Origin of the sequence: Lujinxingia litoralis, from assembly GCF_003260125.1 — a bacterium.
GTDB lineage: Bacteria > Myxococcota_A > Bradymonadia > Bradymonadales > Bradymonadaceae > Lujinxingia > Lujinxingia litoralis.
Genome location: NZ_QHKO01000006.1, coordinates 214,514 through 232,012, shown reverse-complemented (window position 1 = coordinate 232,012; position 17,499 = coordinate 214,514). Strand labels below are relative to the sequence as shown.

Annotated in this window: 11 protein-coding genes; 2 read left to right on the top strand and 9 right to left on the bottom strand. The window is 66.6% G+C overall.

Translation table 11 applies throughout. The annotated features are described in order from the left end of the window. Positions 1-90: 90 nt before the first annotated feature. The 4 genes from DL240_RS14265 to DL240_RS14245 form a co-directional block, all read right to left on the bottom strand. Complete coding sequence (locus DL240_RS14265; protein ID WP_158542586.1) at positions 91-1,620, bottom strand: serine hydrolase domain-containing protein; 1,530 nt, start codon at positions 1,618-1,620, stop codon at positions 91-93. A 228-nt stretch (positions 1,621-1,848) separates the two neighbouring features. Next, on the bottom strand, positions 1,849-4,245 hold the full coding sequence (locus DL240_RS19695) for a DNRLRE domain-containing protein (protein ID WP_146618312.1): 2,397 nt from the start codon (positions 4,243-4,245) through the stop codon (positions 1,849-1,851). Positions 4,246-4,326: 81 nt separating this feature from the next. Continuing rightward, a complete protein-coding gene (locus DL240_RS14250) occupies positions 4,327-6,606 on the bottom strand; it encodes a DNRLRE domain-containing protein (RefSeq protein ID WP_111730571.1) in 2,280 nt (759 codons plus the stop codon). A gap of 351 nt (positions 6,607-6,957) precedes the next feature. Next, positions 6,958-8,640 (bottom strand): CBM96 family carbohydrate-binding protein, encoded by a 1,683-nt coding sequence (locus DL240_RS14245; RefSeq protein ID WP_111730570.1) that lies wholly within the window; start codon positions 8,638-8,640, stop codon positions 6,958-6,960. Positions 8,641-8,964: 324 nt separating this feature from the next. On the opposite strand from DL240_RS14245, the gene DL240_RS14240 reads away from it, so the two are divergent. Both DL240_RS14240 and DL240_RS20285 read left to right on the top strand, forming a co-directional pair. Next, a complete protein-coding gene (locus tag DL240_RS14240) occupies positions 8,965-9,840 on the top strand; it encodes a hypothetical protein (RefSeq protein ID WP_111730569.1) in 876 nt (291 codons plus the stop codon). 186 nt (positions 9,841-10,026) lie between these two features. Beyond that, the gene (locus DL240_RS20285) at positions 10,027-11,001 is read left to right on the top strand and encodes a hypothetical protein (protein WP_199589820.1); all 975 of its coding nucleotides are present in this window, start codon (positions 10,027-10,029) and stop codon (positions 10,999-11,001) included. A gap of 2 nt (positions 11,002-11,003) precedes the next feature. Here DL240_RS20285 and DL240_RS14230 read toward each other — a convergent pair whose 3' ends face one another. The 5 genes from DL240_RS14230 to DL240_RS14210 all read right to left on the bottom strand — a co-directional run bounded on the left by DL240_RS14230 (position 11,004) and on the right by DL240_RS14210 (position 17,412). Then, entirely contained in the window at positions 11,004-11,480 is a 477-nt protein-coding gene (locus DL240_RS14230) for a hypothetical protein (protein WP_146618310.1), read from the bottom strand. Between the two features lie 164 nt (positions 11,481-11,644). Continuing rightward, positions 11,645-13,459 (bottom strand): ABC transporter ATP-binding protein, encoded by a 1,815-nt coding sequence (locus tag DL240_RS14225; RefSeq protein WP_111730567.1) that lies wholly within the window; start codon positions 13,457-13,459, stop codon positions 11,645-11,647. A gap of 68 nt (positions 13,460-13,527) precedes the next feature. After that, on the bottom strand, positions 13,528-14,499 hold the full coding sequence (locus tag DL240_RS14220) for a homoserine kinase (protein ID WP_111730566.1): 972 nt from the start codon (positions 14,497-14,499) through the stop codon (positions 13,528-13,530). Positions 14,500-14,655: 156 nt separating this feature from the next. Next, positions 14,656-16,212 carry a hypothetical protein gene (locus DL240_RS14215; RefSeq protein ID WP_111730565.1) on the bottom strand — a complete coding sequence of 519 codons (1,557 nt, stop codon included), beginning with the start codon at positions 16,210-16,212 and terminating at the stop codon, positions 14,656-14,658. A 6-nt stretch (positions 16,213-16,218) separates the two neighbouring features. Beyond that, complete coding sequence (locus tag DL240_RS14210; protein ID WP_111730564.1) at positions 16,219-17,412, bottom strand: hypothetical protein; 1,194 nt, start codon at positions 17,410-17,412, stop codon at positions 16,219-16,221. Positions 17,413-17,499: the final 87 nt, after the last annotated feature.

The following is a 17,499-nucleotide window of genomic DNA, read 5'->3' as shown; positions in this document are numbered from 1 at the left end:
TTCAGCAGGCTCTCAACAAGGGCTCCCGAAATGAGCGTTTGCATTCCCCCCCTTCCGGGGGGGCCACATATGCACTTCTGTAGTCCCCCCTCACCCCACCACCCACACCACCAACACCACCCCCACCCCCAGCCCCACCAGGGTCATCACCCGGCCCCGGAGCCCGGGACGACCAAACCAGGGGGCCTTTGCCAGCGCCGGCACCGTCCACACGCCCAGCGCCAGGGTCAGCGCCAGGGCCAGGAGCCAGGGGCCCAGGGTCAGCACCTGCCAGGCGCCCAGCTGGTAGGTCAGCGTCAGGTAAAAGGTGGCTTCCAGGGCCGTGGTCAGCGCATCGAGGCGGCCAGCTGGTCGGGTGGGGAAGAGGGCTTTGAGCCCCCGGGGCCGGGGGGCCTCCCGGGCCCCGGCCGGCGACGGGGGGCGTGTGAGGCGGCGGCGCAGGCGCCAGAAGGCCTCGGGGGCCAGCCAGGGCAACACGAGGCCGATGATGACAAAGAAGAGCGCCGACTCGGGCTTTTCGGGGGGGGCGGCCGGGTTTTCGAGCAGGCGCAGCGGGAAGTCGTTGGTCTGGTGGGAGTTGCTCAAAAAGGCGATGGCCCGGCCCGACTCCGGGGCAAAGGCCACAAAGGAGTAGTAGCCGCCGGTGCCTCCGTTATGCCACCAGATGCGCTCGTTGCCCTGGCCATCGGGGCGCGCGATCTCGCGCAGGAACCAACCCAGCGCCACCAGGGGCTCGCCATCTTTGGAATGGCGCGGCTCCAGGGTGCGCGCCAGCGGGGGGAAGTCGGCCTGCAGGCCGGCGGTGGCAAAGCGGGCCAGATCCCCGAGGGTCAGGCGCAGGCCCCCGGCCGGGTCGTAGGCGTCCATCTGCCAGGCGCCGGCCCGGGTGAGGTTGGCGCGGTACCCGGGCTCCTGGTGGGGGCCCTCCGGGGCAAAGGAGCTCTGGGTTAAGCCCAGCGGCTGGAGCACCCGCGCGGTGATCAGCTCCTGATAGCTCAGGCCACTGCCGCTGGCCCGCGCCAGCACCTGCCCCAACAGAGCTACCGCAAAGTTGGAGTACGCCACCTCGCCGCGGGTCGCCAGCTGGCCCCGGGGCAGGGTGCAGAGGGCCTCAAAGATCTCCTCGGGGGTGGCCCCCGCGTAAGGGTCGGAGCGCCGCAGCAGCGGCCGCCGCATCCCCGGGCCCGAGGGCGCCAGCCGCGGCAGCCCCGAGCGGTGGGTGGCGAGCTCCTCAAAGGTGATCGTGGCCACGTCGGCCGCCGGCTCACAGCCTTCGGGCAGCCAGGCGGCGATCGGCGCGTCGAGCTGCACCTTCCCCTGCAACTCCAGATCGGCCAGCAGCACGGCGGTGAACACCTTGGTGATCGAGCCCGCGTCCCAGCGCGCCTGCGCCACCGGCTGCTCCAGGCCCACCGACGCGCGGACCTCTCGGCCCTCGGCGTCGCGACGCCAGACGGCCACGCCCCGGGCATGACCCTGGTCGACGTAGGCCTGGAGCGTCGCCTCCAGCTGCTCCTCGGTGGCGTCGCTGGTGGGTTGGGCCTGGAGCGGCCCGCCCGGCCCCAGACTCAGGCCAACCAGCACCAGGAGGCCCAGCCACCCGGTCGGGCGCTGCCACATTCTCGATCGACGATGCTTCGGGCACACGTGCTCCACCATAGGACGCTCCGGAACCGGAAAAGGTGATGACCAGGCCCCCTCTATCCCCCACCACGCGGCCTATATGCAAGGCGTGGCCGAGGCAAGCCCCCCAGGAAACGCCCGAAGCGCCCACAAGGGGCGCTTCGGAAGGTGTGGCACTCGGGCTCTTTATGACGCCGTGAGCTCTCGTTGACGGCGTCGTAAGCTTTACTCGTAAACCACCGTCAGTCGAGGACGCAGCGCGGTGTTAAGGGCCTCGCTGCCATGGAAGGCGGTGTCTCCCAGGAGGGCGCTGACGCGCAGGTCCACGGTCTGACCGGCCTCGTAGCGCTCCAGGACGTGGGCAAAGAGCGCATCGCTCTCCATCTCCACCACCTCCCGGGAGCCGTTCGCCAGCGTGGCGGTGTCCAGGGGCACACCCGTGGACGCCGGGCGCGTGTTGTAGGTGACGACGCCGGGCTCCCAGGGCTCGGTGAGCGCGTCGAGCATCAGGTTGCTCTCTTCCCACACGCTTCGGGGGTGCAGCGTCAGGCGAACATCGACAATCTGCGCGTTGGCGGGCACGCCGCTGAAGTCAAAGCGCAGGTAGAACTCGTCGCCCCCCAGCGAATTGGCAAAGAGCTCCACCGACTCCTCAAAAACCCTGTCGGAAAAGAACGCGCTCACCATGGCGCTTTTTTGAGCCGGGTTGACCCGCTCAAAACACGCCTGAACCTGCAGCTCCAGGCGCGGGTGGTAGGCCTGTTCGGGATGCTCGCTGGAGAAAAACCTCGCGGTAGCGTTGAGGGAGCTCAACGTCAGGGTCAGCTCTCCCCGCTCTTTGCCCTCAGCCGCTACCATGTTGAGACGTGAACTCGAGAAGGCGGTTTCGACGACCTCCCCCGGCGAGGTCGCGTCGAGTGAGACGCTGTTCAAAAGGGGGTAATATGACTCCGATCGCGCGTCCAACCAGGTGATCGAGGCCAGGTCCAGTGGCGATTCGGTATAGGGGAGCTGCACGTCCACCACTCCCCCGTCACGTACGTTGTCGAAGGCGTAGAAGTAGAATGCTGCGTCATGAATGGTGGCGTTGCTCGGGAGCGCGCTCAGATCAAATTGCAACAGGCTCCTATGAATGCCGCGCTGCACAAAAGGATAGAGCCCCGAGCTAAAGTCGAAGACATAACCCGACGGGTTGGCCGTGAGGAACTCACGGTTGAAGTTCTGGTCGGGAGCATCGTTGGTGACAAAGACATCGTGTAAGAGCGGTGCCTCGTAATCGTACGTGCACGTTTCGATGGCCAGGCGACACAGGGGCAACTCGCCGGAGCGAAGCACGCACCGATGAAGGGTGGGATCGCCGCAGCCCCCGTTATCGTCGGCGCAGAGGTCGACGTCGGCACATTCGCCCACCCCGACCTCGGTGTTGGTGCAGGTGAAGAACTCCGGGGCACCGCAGCCACCGTTGTCGCTGAGGCAGGGGTTGATCGTGGTGCACTCCGCAACGAGGTGGCCGCCCTCGGCGTCCTCGATGGCGTCGCATTGCACGAGGGCCGGGTCGCCGCAGCCGCCGTTGTCGGTGAGGCAGGGGTTGATCGCGCTGCACTCCGCGACGAGGTGGCCGCCCTCGGCGTCCTCGATGGCGTCGCATTGGAAATACTCGGCGGCGCCGCAGCCCCCGTTGTCGCTGAGGCAGGGGTCGATCGCGCTGCACTCCGCGACGAGGTGGCCGCCCTCGGCATCCTCGATGGCGTCGCACTGGAAATACTCCGGCACACCGCAGCCGCCGTTGTCGCTGAGGCAGGGGTCGATCGCGCTGCACTCCGCCAGCAGACCGCCGCTCTCGACGTCTTCGATGGCGTCACACTGGAAATACTCCGCCTCCCCGCAGCCGCCGTTCTCGCTGAGGCAGGGGTCGATCACGCTGCACTCCGCGATGAGACGGCCGCTCTCAGCATCTTCCATCGCGTCACATTGGAAAAACTCGGCGTCGCCGCAGCCGCCGTTCTCGCTGAGGCAGGGGTCGATCGCGCTGCACTCCGCCTCACCCACGGCGGTGTGGGTGCAGGCAAAGAACGCTGCGTCGCCGCAGCCGCCGTTATCTTCCAGGCAAGGGTTGATCGTCGTGCACTCCGCCACAAGTTCGCCGCCCTCGCCGCCCTCGATGGCGTCGCATTGCACGAGCTCCGGATCGCCGCAGCCGCCGTTGTCGGTGAGGCAGGGGTTCGTCTCGACGATGGTGCAGTCGAGGCCGTCGCCCTCAAAGCCGGGGTTGCAGGCGCAGGAGGGACCGCCTTCGGCTTCCAGGTCGCAGGTGGCGTCGGCGTGGCAGCCGGGCTCACAGGTGGCGGGGGCACAGCCCGGTCCAAAGCCCTCATCGCAGTAATCGTCGGGCAGGCAGTGGCCCTCGGTGCAGACGAGGTCGCCGTCGCAGGTGTCTTCGCAGGTGGCGGCGCAGACCTGCGTGTCGGCCAGACAGAGCCCGGAGTCGCAGTCCTCATCGGAGGTGCAGCTTGTGGGCTCCTGGTGATCGTCGGTAAGGGGACCATCGCCATCGGCGTTGCAGGCAGCAACAAGAACGACCATACAGAATACAAGGCCAACACGGCCCATCCATGAGAACATCGCGGGACTCCTGAAGTCGCGCGCCCCTGCCTGACAGGCAGGGGCGCGCGGGCATTTTTTTGTGGGAAGGTGCGCTACGCCTTACTCGTAGACGATCGTCAGGCGAGGAACCTGCAGGGTGCTCGAAGCCGCCCTGCCGCCAAAGACGGCGGAGCCCTGGAGGGCGCTGACGCGCAGGTCCACGGTCTCACCGGCCTCATAGCGCTCCAGAACGTGGGCAAAGAGCGCATCGCTCTCCCACGTCATCACTTCCTGGGAGCCGTCTGCCAGCGTGGCGCTGAGCAGGGGCACGCCGCTGGTGGCCGGGCGCGTGTTGTAGGTGACGGTGTCGGGGTCCCAGGACTCGGTGATCGCGTCGACCATCACACTGGTTTCACCCTGCACGGAGTCGGTGGCCAGCTTCAGGCGGACATCGACAATGCGCGCGTCATCGGGCACCGCCCAGAAGTCAAAGCGCAGGTAGAGCTCGTCGCCCTCACTGGCATCCACCACGTGATAATCCGGCACGTTCATGACCGTGTCGGGCTGGCTCGCGCTTACCGAGACGTCTCTTCGAGGCATGTTGCTCTGCTCAATACACATCTGGACCTGCAGCTCCAGACGCGGGTGGTAGGCTTCTTCAGGATGCTCGCTGGAGAAAAACATCGTGGTGGCCCCCCTGGAGGTCAACGCCAGTTTCAGCGCTCCCTGCTCGATGGCCCGTTGTGATGCGCCGGCGAGTGCCAGCCTCTCGAAGATGTTTTCTAAGATCACCCCGTCCGTGAACCCGGCCACCGATGTGCGGCCCAGATTCTCGTAGCTTAGATATAACGAGTTCTGCCAGGTAAACGAACCCACATCACGCGTCGATGTGGAGACACCCATCTCCAGAAACCCGGGGTCGCCCACGTTGCCAAAGACGTAGAGGTAGAGCGCTGCGTTATGAATGGTGGCGCCGGGCGAGAGCGAGCTCAGATCAAACTGCAAAAAGCTCCGATGGCTGCTGCTCATGTCATGGGGATAAGGTTCAAAGTCAAGTTGAGCACTCGAGTCCCTGGGGTTGATCGCCAGGAACTCAAGGTCAAAGGTCTCGTCTGGAAGGCTGCTTCTGACAAAGACATCGTGCGTAAGCGGTGGCTGATAATCGAACGTGCACGACGCGAGAGCCAGGCGGCAGAGGGGCAGCTCACCGGCGCGAGGAATGCAGGCATAGAACGCGGGATCGCCGCAGCCCCCGTTGTCGTTGGCGCAGAAATCCATGTCGGCGCATTCGCCCACCCCGACCTCGGTGTTGGTGCAGGTGAAAAAGGCCGGGTCGCCGCAGCCGCCGTTATCTTCGAGGCAGGGGTTGATCGTGGTGCACTCCGCGACAAGGTGGCCGCCCTCGGCGTCCTCGATGGCGTCGCATTGAACGAGGAGCGGGTCGCCGCAGCCGCCGTTGTCGGTGAGGCAGGGGTCGATCGCGCTGCACTCGGCGACGAGGTATCCGCCCTCGGCGTCCTCGATGGCGTCGCACTGGAAATACTCCGGCACACCGCAGCCGCCGTTCTCGCTGAGGCAGGGGTCGATCGCGCTGCACTCCGCCAGCAGACCGCCGCTCTCGATGTCTTCGATGGCGTCACACTGGAAATACTCCGGCACACCGCAGCCGCCGTTGTCGGTGAGGCAGGGGTCAATCACGCTGCACTCCGCGATGAGACGGCCGCTCTCCCCCTCTTCCATCGCGTCGCATTGGAAAAATTCGGCGGCGCCGCAGCCGCCGTTGTCGGTGAGGCAGGGATCGATCGCGCTGCACTCCGCCTCACCCACGGCGGTGTGGGTGCAGGCGAAGAACGCCGCGTCGCCGCAGCCGCCGTTGTCGGTGAGGCAGGGGTTGATCGTCGTGCACTCGGCCGCGAGTTCGCCGCCCTCGCCATCCTCGATGGCGTCGCATTGCACGAGCTCCGGATCGCCGCAGCCGCCGTTATCCTCCAGGCAGGGGTTGTCCTCGACGATGGTGCAGTCGAGGCCGTCGCCCTCAAAGCCGGGGTTGCAGGCGCAGGAGGGGCCGCCCTCGGCTTCCAGGTTGCAGGTGGCGTCGGCGTGGCAGCCGGGCTCACAGGTGGCGGGGGCACAGCCCGGTCCAAAGCCCTCATCGCAGTAGTCTGGAGGCAGGCAGTGGCCCTCGGTGCAGACGAGGTCGTCCTGGCAGGTGTCTTCGCAGGTGGCGGCGCAGACCTGCGTGTCGGCCAGACAGAGACCGGAGTCGCAGTCCTCATCGGAGGTGCAGCTTGTGGGCTCCTGGTGATCGTCGGTGAGGGGAGCATCGCCATCGGCGTTGCAGGCAGCAACAAGACCGACCATACAGAACACAAGGCCAACACGGCCCATCCATGAGAACATCAAGGGACTCCTGAAGTCGTGCGCAACGAGCTGGCGTAGGGGTGGCGGCCACCGCGCGATTGCGCCGTGAGCAGCCCCCATCGACAGCCGCTCACGGCGTCGTAGTGGGGATGTACATGTAGGATAAAGGTTCGCACCTTCGAGGTAGGCAACCAAATGCCTTAGCCCCCTCGCCAGTGCAAGCCCTCTTTTGAATTTATGTTGTTTTTTGTGAAGCGATGCTGCCTGCACGATCCTCGCGGCGACTCGCAACAGGTATTCCCTGCCGTGGCGAGGCCCGCTTGCGCGCACAAAAAAAGCCCGCGGGCCACAGGGGCGCGCGGGCGTTGGTGTGTGAAGGGGCGTTGAGCCTTACTCGTAGATCAAGGTGAGGCGAGGACGCCACGCTTCCTCGAAGAAGTTACGGCCGGCAAAGATCGCCGCGTCGTCGGTGGCCGAGATGCGCAGCGAGACGGAGCGCTCGCTCTCAAAGCGCGCTATTACCGCCTCGAAGAGCTCGGTGGTATCCAGCGTCACCGGCTCCACGGCGCCAGTTCCATCGGAAAAGTCCAGCGTAAAGCTCGCCAGCGGGTCGCCGGTGGCCTCGGGACGGGTGAGATAGGTGACGGTCGACTCCCCCCAGACCTCGGTGTTGAGCAGCTCGACTGTAAAGCGCCCCTCCCCGCCGTAGTCGATCACCTCGAGGGCTACCAGATCGAGCTGGGCCCCGATAATCCGGGCGCCCACCGGCACCTGGCTCATATCAAAGCGCACATAGAACTCACTGCGATCGCGATCGGCCACCAGCCCATCGCCCTCTCCCAGTGCGCTCTCGGGCTCGCGGTTGTTCACCGTGGCGTTGGCGTCGGCCCCGAGCTCCATGTGATTGCACTCGCGCAGGGTCACCAGAAGTTTCGGCGCCTTTTCGCCCCCCTCGTGCTCCATGGCGTAATGGAGAAGGCCGATCCCCGAGGTCTCCAGCATCAGCGACCAAACGCTCTGGCCTTCGAGCAGGCTATCGTACAAGGTCTGAGTCATCCTGTGGCCTTCGAACCCGAGGATGTCCCGTACCGACAGAGGCTCAAAGAGCGAATGCACAGGTTGACGCCGAAGCGACTCCAGGCGCGGGGGCTGGTTTTCGAAGTTCAGCGCCGGGGCGCTCCAGTCGTTGGCCACCAGATGAAGTTCCGCCCTTCCGAGGCCAAAATGCGGCGTCGCGGCCATCACGCGGGTCTCCAGGCGAGCGCGAACGACCGGAAAGGTTGGGAGCTCGGAGAGGTCGAACTTCAGGTAGGTCTGATGAAGGTCCTCCAAAAGATGCGTTGCGAGTTCGGAGATGATTTCGAAGGCCGCTCCCTCCGGATGTGTCACCAGATAGGGCTGATCCGCAAAGGAGCGGGTAGGCTCCCTCATGCTCACATAGGTATCTTCGACGAGGGGCACCTCGTAGACCACATCGCAGGAAGCCATAAGGCGACAGATCGGCGGCTCGCCGCTAAGCGGCACGCAGATGTAGCGCTCCGGGTCGCCGCAGCCCCCGTTATCCTCGGCGCAGAGGTCCACGTCGGCGCACGTCCTCTCCCCGTCCCCGGTGTGGGTGCAGGTGAAGAACTCCGGGTCGCCGCAGCCCCCGTTGTCGGTGAGGCAGGGGTCTTCGACGATCGCCTGGCACTGCTCACCATCGCCCTCAAAGCCCTCTTCACACAGGCATTGGGGCCCGCCGGTGGCTTCCAGGTCGCAGCGCGCGCCCGGGCCGCAGGTCGGATCGCAGCCCGGAGGCTCACAGCCCGGGCCGGCCCCCTCCCGGCAGTAATCGGGCGGCACGCAGCTCCCCTCAAAGCAGACCTGCCCCGGGTCCTGGCAACGCTCTTCGCAACGGGCCGCGCAGACCTGCGTGTCGACCAGACAGTGCCCCGAGGCGCAGCTCGCATCGCGCTCACAGCCCTCCCCGGCCGAGAGCAACACGGCTGCGGGCGCGCTGTCGTTCAAATTGCAGGCCAGAAGCCCGGGTGCCAAAAGCACCAGGAGTCGAACCCATGACGCGACCCTGAACATGCAGAACCTCCCAGGTCGAGGCGCTCCGTTGGCGCCACCTGATTATGAAGTGGAGTAACGGATGTAGCGAATTGAGAACCGACGCACAAGTCAGCCCCTGGCGGCATGGCGCTTGTTCGCTCACCAAGGCGTGCTAGAGTCGTGGCGCCTGATACCAACGCGCGCCCCGCAAAAGACCGGCTGACGACGTGCCAGAAGGACTCACGTCTCTGAGCCACGCGCTTTGTCGGTCTTGCTCTACACCTGACCCACGCACCCAGGACATGGACCTGGCTGCTCGCGAGATTCCCCCTTAAGCCCCTCGCCACGCTGATAGGACGTTGTATGAGACACCTTCCCCTGCTGCTCATCGCTCTGCTGACCTGCGCCGCCTGCGGCGTCGACGACCCCTCGCTGGACTGCGGCGTGGATGATTCTCGTGAGATTTGCCAGGTCGACGCCGGCGATGACCTCGACGCCGGCGATCAACCCGACGCCGACGCCGACGAGCAGCCCGACGCCGATGCCGACGACCAGCCCGATGCCGACGAACAGCCCGACGCCGACGCCGATGAGCAGCCCGACGCCGACGCCGACGAACAGCCCGATGCCGATGCCGACGACCAGCCCGATGCCGACGCCGACGAACAACCCGATGCCGACGCCGACGACCAGCCCGATGCTGATCTGACGCCGGGCACGGTGACCATTGAACTCGACTGGACGGCATCAACTCCGGAGACGCTCGCCTACTCCGATCTCGATCTCTACTACTGCCCGGAAGGCGTCAGCTCGCTTGAAGATGAGCGCTGCGTCTACTGGAACAACGACATCCAGGAGTGGGGCCCGGGCACCGACAACATCGCGACGTGGTGGAACGACGCGATGGATATTGGCGAGGTGGAAGATATTGAGCATGAGGCCCCGGCCAACGGGCGCTATCACCTGGGGGTGCAGGCCTACTGGGATCGTTTGGAGACCAGCGACCCGGTCGGCACCATTGAAGCCCGGGTGCGCATCAAGGTCGATGGCACGCTGGTGTACACCGGCAACCGCACCTTCGATGTGAGCGAGTCGATGTGGTACCTGGGCACCCTCTCCTGGCCGGAGCTGGCCGCCGGCGGAGGTGCAGGCGTTGACGAGGCCGGCCCCTGCGAGGCCTCCGGGGCCAATAGCTGCGTCGGCGATGGCCTCTACGAAGTGATGTACTACCTGAACTAAGCGCCTTGTAGCGCTCCCCAAAAGCTGCGCGGCGGCCTCTCCCCGAGCCCTCGGAGGAGAGGGCCGCCGCGTGCGCTTTAGAAAACATAATTTGACAATCCTCTGCGCTGACAGGAGGCTGGTAGATCTCTAACGATTTACCCACCCTACGCGACGAAGCGTCGCGATGACCTGTGGAGCGACCAGGTGAAAATTCAACCCCATGTGCTGCCTGCTTTCTTGATGCTGACGCTGATGGGCTGCTCAGACAGCGTGATGCAACCCGATCCCTGCGACGACCCCTTTTCGGCGCAGTGCAGCGAGACACCACTGCGTGACACCCGCGGCCCGGGCGACGATGAGCCCGACGCCGGAGAAGAAGGCCATCAGGACACCGAGCTCCCCGATAGCGGCACTGACCCTGACGTCGGCACGGGTCCTGATACCGGCACGGATCCTGATACGGGCACCGACCCCGATACGGGCTCTGAGCCTGACGCGGGCACCGACCCCGATACCGGCACGGATCCCGATACGGGCACGGATCCCGATACGGGCACGGATCCTGATACCGGCACGGATCCCGATACCGGCACCGACCCCGATACCGGCACCGACCCCGATACCGGCACCGACCCCGATACCGGCACCGATCCCGATACGGGCACCGATCCCGATGTGGGGCCGGGCCCGGCGCGGGTCACGATCAAGCTGGTGTGGGATGATGGTGGAGACGTGTGGGCCTACCCGGACCTGGATCTCTACTACTGCCCGACATCTGCGCAGACGATGACCGGGGCGGGCTGCGTGTACTTCAATCACAGTCAGGCCAACTGGGGCGCCGATGGCGAGGTCACGCTTCTCGACGCCTACAACCCTTATGAGGTGGAGCAGCTGGGCCACGACAACCCGGGCGTGGGGCGCTACCACGTGGGGGTGCGCCCCACCGACCTGGACCTGGCCTACAACGTGGGAGCTACGCTGGTGATCGAGGTCAACGGCGTGGAGCGTTTCCGCGACTCACAATACTTCGATTACGAGGATGGCATGTGGTACGCGGCCATCATCGAGTGGCCCCTGGCCTTTGACTCCAGCCTGGGCGTGGTGCCGGGACCTCCCTGCACCTCGGGCTGCGATCCCTTTGGGGTCTATCCCTATCTGGCGGTGCCTCTGGAGCCCTGAGCCTAGCGATGCCGCCGGCGCCCGAGCAGCCCGGCGGCATGCAGGAGCATAAAGCCAATGAGCACCACCGAGATCGCCCAGGGGCTCCCCTGGGCGCCGCCACTCTGGCAGCCGGCCACGCTGGCATCCGAGCTCGGGGTGGCCGCCCCGTTGAGGCCGGAGCCGCGCTCTGCGGGCGATTCCCCGGGGGGGCCGCCTCCTTGAGCGGGAGGGGCGCTCGGGGTGGGTGGCGCTGCGTCGGGCGAGGGGGGGCTGGTGTCGGCGTCCATGCCGCCATCGAGCTCTTCGAGGTCCTCAAGGTCCTCGTCACCAACGTCGCCTTCATCGTCGTCGGTGCGCTGCCCGAAGAGCTTCTCGCTCTCATCCCAGGCGTCGGGATCGTCTTCGGGAGAGATCAGCATCTGAGAGCGGGCCGGAGCGCTGAGCAGCAGCGTCAGCGCGACGATCAGCGCGCGCAACCCCAAGTGTACCGATGTCATCGCAAGCCCCCCATTGAGCGTTGTGGCGTGTGGATGAAGTCGTCGTGTTCCGCCTCCAGGCGCCCCTCTTCATGAGGGGCGTCTCTCTGAAGTTAAACACGCGCGATGCGACGCGGCAGGCGGACGTGCCCAGAGGGGGCCTGGGCCTGAGCCGGCCGCCCGGGCTACTCGGCGGCGGCCAGGGCGCCCCCGGTCTGGATGGCCCAGAGCGAGGCGTATTCGCCGCCCCGCGCCACGAGCTCCTCATGCGTGCCCGACTCGATGATGCGGCCGCGGTCCATGACGATGATGCGGTCGGCCGCCCGGACCGTGGAGAGGCGATGGGCGATGATGATCATCGTGCGGTCCTTTGCCAGACGATCCATCGAGCGCTGAATGGCGGCCTCGGTGGCGTTGTCCACCGCGCTGGTGGCTTCGTCGAGGATGAGCACCCGGGGGTCGCGCAGCACGGCGCGGGCGATGGAGACGCGCTGCTTCTGGCCTCCGGAGAGGGTCTCGCCACGCTCTCCCACCAGGGTGTCGTACGCGCGGGGCAGGGCCTGGATGAAGGGGTGCGCCTCGGCCTGGCGCGCGGCCTCCAGGATCCGGGCGTCGGAGGTCTCAAAGGAGCCGTAGGCGATGTTCTCGCGCACGCTGCCGTGAAAGAGGAAGGACTGCTGGCTGACCAGGCCCACGGCCCGGCGCAGATCCTCGGTGCGCAGTTCGCTCAGCGGTTTCCCATCGAGCAGCACTCGCCCCTGCTGGGGCTCAAAGAAGCGCATCAGCAGGTTGATCAAGGTGCTCTTTCCGGCGCCGGTGGCCCCGACGACTCCCAGGGTGGAGCCAGCGGCAATCCGCAGGTTGAAGTCGTGCAGGATGGGATCGCGATCGGGGTAGGCGAAGCCCACCTTGTCGAAGACGAGCTCTCCGCGCACCTCCTCTTTGCGAAGGGGCGTCTCTCCGCTGACGATCGAGATCGGGGTCGCCAGCAGGTTGAGCACTCGCCGCGTCGAGGCCATCGCCCGTTGGTACAGATCGAAGGTTTTGCCCAGACGCGTCAGGGGCCAGAGCAGGCGCTGGGTAAGAAAGACCAGCACCGAGTAGACGCCGACAGCCAGCGTGCCCTCCAGGGCCATCATCCCGCCGTAGACCAGGGTGGCGGCAAAGCCCAGCACGATGGCCATGCGGATCAGTGGCGAGAAGGCCGCGCTTAAGCGGATTGCGTGGCGGTTGGCCTGGCGGTAGGCCTCGCTCTCCGCGGCGATGCGGGCGCGCTCGTAATCTTCGGTGGCAAAGGCCTTGATGGTGGCGATGCCCGAGAGGTTATTGGCGAGCTGGGTGTTGAGGCTGGAGACCTGCTCGCGTACCCGGGCGTAGCGCGGGGCGAGCATACGCTGGAATTTGAAGCTCCCCCAGATGATCAGGGGCACCGGGAGCATGGCCATCCAGGCCACCTGCGGGGCCAGAATAAAGAAGGTCGTGACGATGACCACCGCGGTGGTGGCGACCTGGAGGATGTCATCGGCGCCGGTGTCTAAGAAGCGCTCCAGCTGGTTGATATCGTCGTTGAGGATGGCCATCAGCCCGCCGGTGGACTGCTCATGAAAGTAGGCCATCTCCAGGTTCTGGATATGGCTGTAGGCGTCCTGGCGGAGCTCATGTTCGATGGTCTGGGCCAGGTTTCGCCACAACCACTCCTGCAGGTATTGAAAGGCGCTCTCCAGCCCCCAGACCACCACCGTGAGCAGCGCCAGCACGATGAGCTGGTGGGTCACATCGACGATGCCCAGCCCGGCCAGCAGGGAGTCTTCCTTTTTGACGACCACGTCGATGGCCGCGCCGATGAGGGCCGGCGGCGCGAGATCGAAGATCTTGTTGAGCACCGAGGCCGACGCCGCCGCCCAGATGCGCTTTTTATGCGGTCCGGCGTAGCGCAGCAGGCGCTTAAAGGGGTGGTCCGAGGGAGGGGTCAGGCGTCGGGTATCAACGTCGATGGGCATAACGTCTTCGGGGCGGAGGCAACAGGAGTCAGGCAAACGTGAGGGGAGCCGCCAGGGGCGGCCACCTCTTAGAGGAGCGGGCCGCGCTCGATCAGGTGAGCGCCCAGGCCGTTGACCGGGGAGCGAAACGCCAGCGCCGGCACGCCGGCGGCCTCAAAGGCCTGGAGCATGGCGTCTTCGATCGTCTTGCCCCGGGTGCGGAAGTCGTGGAGCGCGAAGCAGGCCGGGCCGGCCCCGGAGATCGAGCATCCGAGAGCGCCGGCATCGAACGCGGCCTGCTGCACGGCCTCAAAGCCCTCGACGGAAGGGGCGCGCCAGGGCTCGATGACCAGGTCGCGCAGCGAGCGGGCGATGAGATCGCGGTCGTCGCGGAAGCACCCGGTGATGAATCCGGCCAGGTTGGCCGACTGGGCCACGTGCGCGTCCAGGGGAACGTCTTTGCCCAGGTTGGCCCTGGCGAGGCGCACATCGACCGAGTGCTCGGGCACGACGAGCACGGCGCCAAAGTCGTGGGGCACCGGGATGCGCACCACGTCAAAGGGATCCATGGAGCGCACCAGAATCAGACCGCCGAGCATGGCCGGGGCGACGTTGTCGCCGCGGGGCTCACCGGTGGCCACGGCTTCGCCGAGCAGCGCGTATTTGAAGCGCTCGGGCAACGAGAGCGGGGTGTCGAGCACGGCGCTGGCCGCCACGACTGCGGCCACGGCGCTGGCCGCCGCCCCTCCCAGGCCGCGGGCCTGGGGCACGCCCTTAAACACCGAGACGTGGAGGCCGAAGTCGAGCTCCCGATCCCGGGCCATGGCGACGAGTCCGGCGGTGGCGCAGTTGCGCTCCGGATCATCGGGGAGGGACGGGTCGCCCTCCACAGTGATCAGACGCACGCCGGGCTCTTTGACGCGCTCCACGCGCACGCGGTCGGCCAGGCCTCGCCCGTCGAGGTCGCTTAAGCTGAAGCCCAGAATGTCAAAACCGACGGCGACATTGGCCACCGTGGCCGGAGCGACGGCGGTGGCGTGCTGAAGAGGGAGATCGATCATCGCTTCATCCTTAAAAAGCGCCTCACAGGGGCGCGCATCACAGGTTAATTCAGGTGGTATCGGCCCCGGAGTATCGGGCGCGGTGGCCCTATCATCGGCCGCCGCGTCGCAGAAGCAAAGCGCCGTGGCCCGCGGATTCTTCCCCCCGGGGGAGGCTCAAAAGCGATAGCGGATGCCCAGATCGGTGCTCACCGGCAGGTTGATCGGGCGCTCATCGGGGGAGCCGATGTAATAGCTGAGCGAGCTGTTCAGCGTCAGCCAGAGCGAGCTGTTCAGCCGCCAGGAAATTCGGGGATTGAGGCGCGCCCCCACCGACGCCCCCTTATTCTCAAAGGTGCGGGTACCCAGATCGCCGGGGCAGAGGAGGTCGGGGGCCGGGATGCAGCTCTTATCGGTGAAGACGCGCATCGGCGAGAGGTTGGCGAGCTCAAAGCTGGCAGCGATCCCCAGCTCCAGGGGGCCGATCTCCCAGGCCAGGCGTCCTCCCGCCCAGGCCCGAAAGGTGGTGAAATCCTCGCGCAAGAGCCCGTCGTAGTCGCGCATCGAGTTTAAGATCTGCAGGCCCGCCACCAGCCCGAACTCGCGGGTCAGCGCGTAGTCGGCGCCCAGGCCCATGCCCACATTGCCAAAGGGGGTTTGCAGGGGGGCGTCCACCTTCAAAAAAGAGGCGTAGGCCAGGCCCAGCTCCAGGCTCAAACGGCCCTGCCCCCGGGAGGCCACCAGATCGGCGGGGGCGGGCTCGGCGACCTGCAGGGGCTCCAGCACGCAGGCAGCCAGACGGCTGGCCAGGCGGTTGGCGGCGCTCTGCAGCAGCTCGGGCTGCAGGCTGCGCAGCGAGATCGACTCCGGCGGCAAAAACGCGTCTTCGCGCGCGTCGTAGAGGTAGGCCACCACGGTGATGCCCGCCGCCGGCGCGTCGACCGGCGCCCCGCCCTGAGCAGATGCCGGGAGCGCGGGGAACGCAAAGGTGTAGAGGAGCAGGTCGGCGCCGACGATGCCGGCCTCACGGCGGGCCTGTTCCAGCGAGGGGCCGCGCTGCTCCAGCTCTCGCCAGAGGGTATTGCGGGCGCTCTGGTAATACTGAACGATGAAGTCGGGATAGTAGCCCGGGAGGATGCGGCGCTGCGGATCGAGCAGGATCATCTCCTGCATCAGCTCCAGGGGGCGCACCACGTTGGTGCCGTCCTCCAGGTAGCTCAGCGCCAGAAAGCGCAGCGTCTGGGCGACCTCTTCGGGCTGGATCACATCGTGATGAATCGCGCGATAGTTCTGCAGCGCGCGCTCCAGATGTTTGATGGCGTCGGCGGGCTCCAGGCGCTTAAAGGACTCTTCGCCCATCTCGTGCCACTGCCGCGCCAGGGCCAGCGTGCCCTCGTAGAGGGCCTCGGAGGTGATGGCCTCGGTGAGGTGGTCGGGCGCGATCAGCGCAAACTCATCTCCGGGGGCGAAGTAGCGCCAGGCGCCGCGGGCCAGGCTCTGGTGAAGCTCGGCGGCCTGCTCCGCGCTGAGGTCGTGTTCCAGCGCAAAGGCGCGAGCCTGGGGGGCCAGCGCCAGACGCAAGCGCGGCTCGGTGCTGGCGGGAATCTCCTGGCCCTGGGCCGGGGTACTCCCCACCATCATCAACGCACAGCAAACCACCCACGCGGCCAGGACCGGGGCCACCGCGGGCACTCGCCGCGCCCGGGTTATGTTGGCCGTGGGCGCCGAGGGCATCGCGACTCAGTTGTAATGGAAGAGGCGAGGCAAGAGCACCTCGCGAGCCTCAAGGTGGTCGGTGGTCAGCTGGAGGTCGACGGCGTTGGGCACCAGGCCCGGTCGGGGCCGCGGTGGCAATCGTAGGGCGACGACGTCTTCGTTATAGAAGAAGACCTGCGCGATGTAAAAGTGCTGGTTGGGGCTGGCCTCCTCCAGACCTTCGATGCGCGCGCGCAACCCGGCGTCGAGCTGATTGAGAGAGCCCTCCACAAAGAAGATGGCGCGCCCCCAACCGTTGGTTTCCACACCTTCGGGGGCATCGTCCACCCGGCCCCGCTCCAGGCTCGTGGCGACGATGGGCTCGGCGCTGATGTCCCAGCCAAATCGCCCCTCGTTCTGCGCGTCGTCGATCACCACCAGGTGGGCCAGGCCGTAGCGGGTGGTGCCGCTGCGCGCCAGGATGCGCTCCGGCGGTGAGGGCACGCTCAGGCGCAGGTCGCCCTCCAGCGCGTTGTCGGCGGGGGTGAAGTGGCGGCCCGGCTCCAGGCGCACCGAGGGTTCGGTGCGATTGATGGCCACGTAGACCAGAGCCCCGTTATTATCGACGGCCTCCACGCCCACCCAGAGCAGGCTGAAGACGGGGTTTCGCAGGGTGTAGGTCTGCGGGTCCAGCCCCTGGGGGGAGGCGTTGCCAAAGCGAGCGCGCAGCACCAGGTCGTCGATGGTCTGGCAGGCGGCGTTGGGAGTGCCGCCGGTAGGCTCCATCACAAGCGGGGTTGGCGAGGTGACGTCATCCGGGGCGACCAGGAGCTGGAGGTTGCCGGCGGCGTCGAAGCTGCCCGAGAGGTCGACGCCGGGGTGGCGCGCGGTGGCCTGCAGACGAAGCTCAAAGGTGCCGGCTTTCACATCGAAGGGCGCCGGGGAGGTCCAGGCGCAGCGGGTCTGGTTGTCGGGAGCGTAGGCGTCTTCGCGGGACGAGGCCGAGGCCAGGGTATAAAAACGCACCACCGCGCGGACCTCATCGCCAAAGCGAAAGAGGTCGACGGCCAGGGCCTGATCGTCGAGTTCCCCGATGATGCTCTGGCGGTAATGGCCGCTGAGTTCGTCTTCGAAGCCCGGGCAGCCCGCCAGCGCCCAGGCGCAGAGCAGCACCAGAAGCGCGCCGGGGCGCGCTGTCGGGGGCCGAAAGCGGCCGGGGCTTTGAGACGAGGTAGGCATGGTCTTACGCGCGCTCTCAACAAAGGAAGGTGCCCCCGAACTTCGGGGGGCACCCGACCAGTATAGAGGAAGAAGGCGGTGAGACTC

Excerpts from the sequence above, each read along its gene's own strand:
- DL240_RS14265 (WP_158542586.1), bottom strand. The coding sequence starts at position 1,620 with ATGTGGCAGCGCCCGACCGGGTGGCTGGGCCTCCTGGTGCTGGTTGGC.
- DL240_RS19695 (WP_146618312.1), bottom strand. The coding sequence starts at position 4,245 with ATGTTCTCATGGATGGGCCGTGTTGGCCTTGTATTCTGTATGGTCGTT.
- DL240_RS14250 (WP_111730571.1), bottom strand. The coding sequence starts at position 6,606 with ATGTTCTCATGGATGGGCCGTGTTGGCCTTGTGTTCTGTATGGTCGGT.
- DL240_RS14245 (WP_111730570.1), bottom strand. The coding sequence starts at position 8,640 with ATGTTCAGGGTCGCGTCATGGGTTCGACTCCTGGTGCTTTTGGCACCC.
- DL240_RS14240 (WP_111730569.1), top strand. The coding sequence starts at position 8,965 with ATGAGACACCTTCCCCTGCTGCTCATCGCTCTGCTGACCTGCGCCGCC.
- DL240_RS14230 (WP_146618310.1), bottom strand. The coding sequence starts at position 11,480 with ATGACATCGGTACACTTGGGGTTGCGCGCGCTGATCGTCGCGCTGACG.
- DL240_RS14225 (WP_111730567.1), bottom strand. The coding sequence starts at position 13,459 with ATGCCCATCGACGTTGATACCCGACGCCTGACCCCTCCCTCGGACCAC.
- DL240_RS14220 (WP_111730566.1), bottom strand. The coding sequence starts at position 14,499 with ATGATCGATCTCCCTCTTCAGCACGCCACCGCCGTCGCTCCGGCCACG.
- DL240_RS14215 (WP_111730565.1), bottom strand. The coding sequence starts at position 16,212 with ATGCCCTCGGCGCCCACGGCCAACATAACCCGGGCGCGGCGAGTGCCC.
- DL240_RS14210 (WP_111730564.1), bottom strand. The coding sequence starts at position 17,412 with ATGCCTACCTCGTCTCAAAGCCCCGGCCGCTTTCGGCCCCCGACAGCG.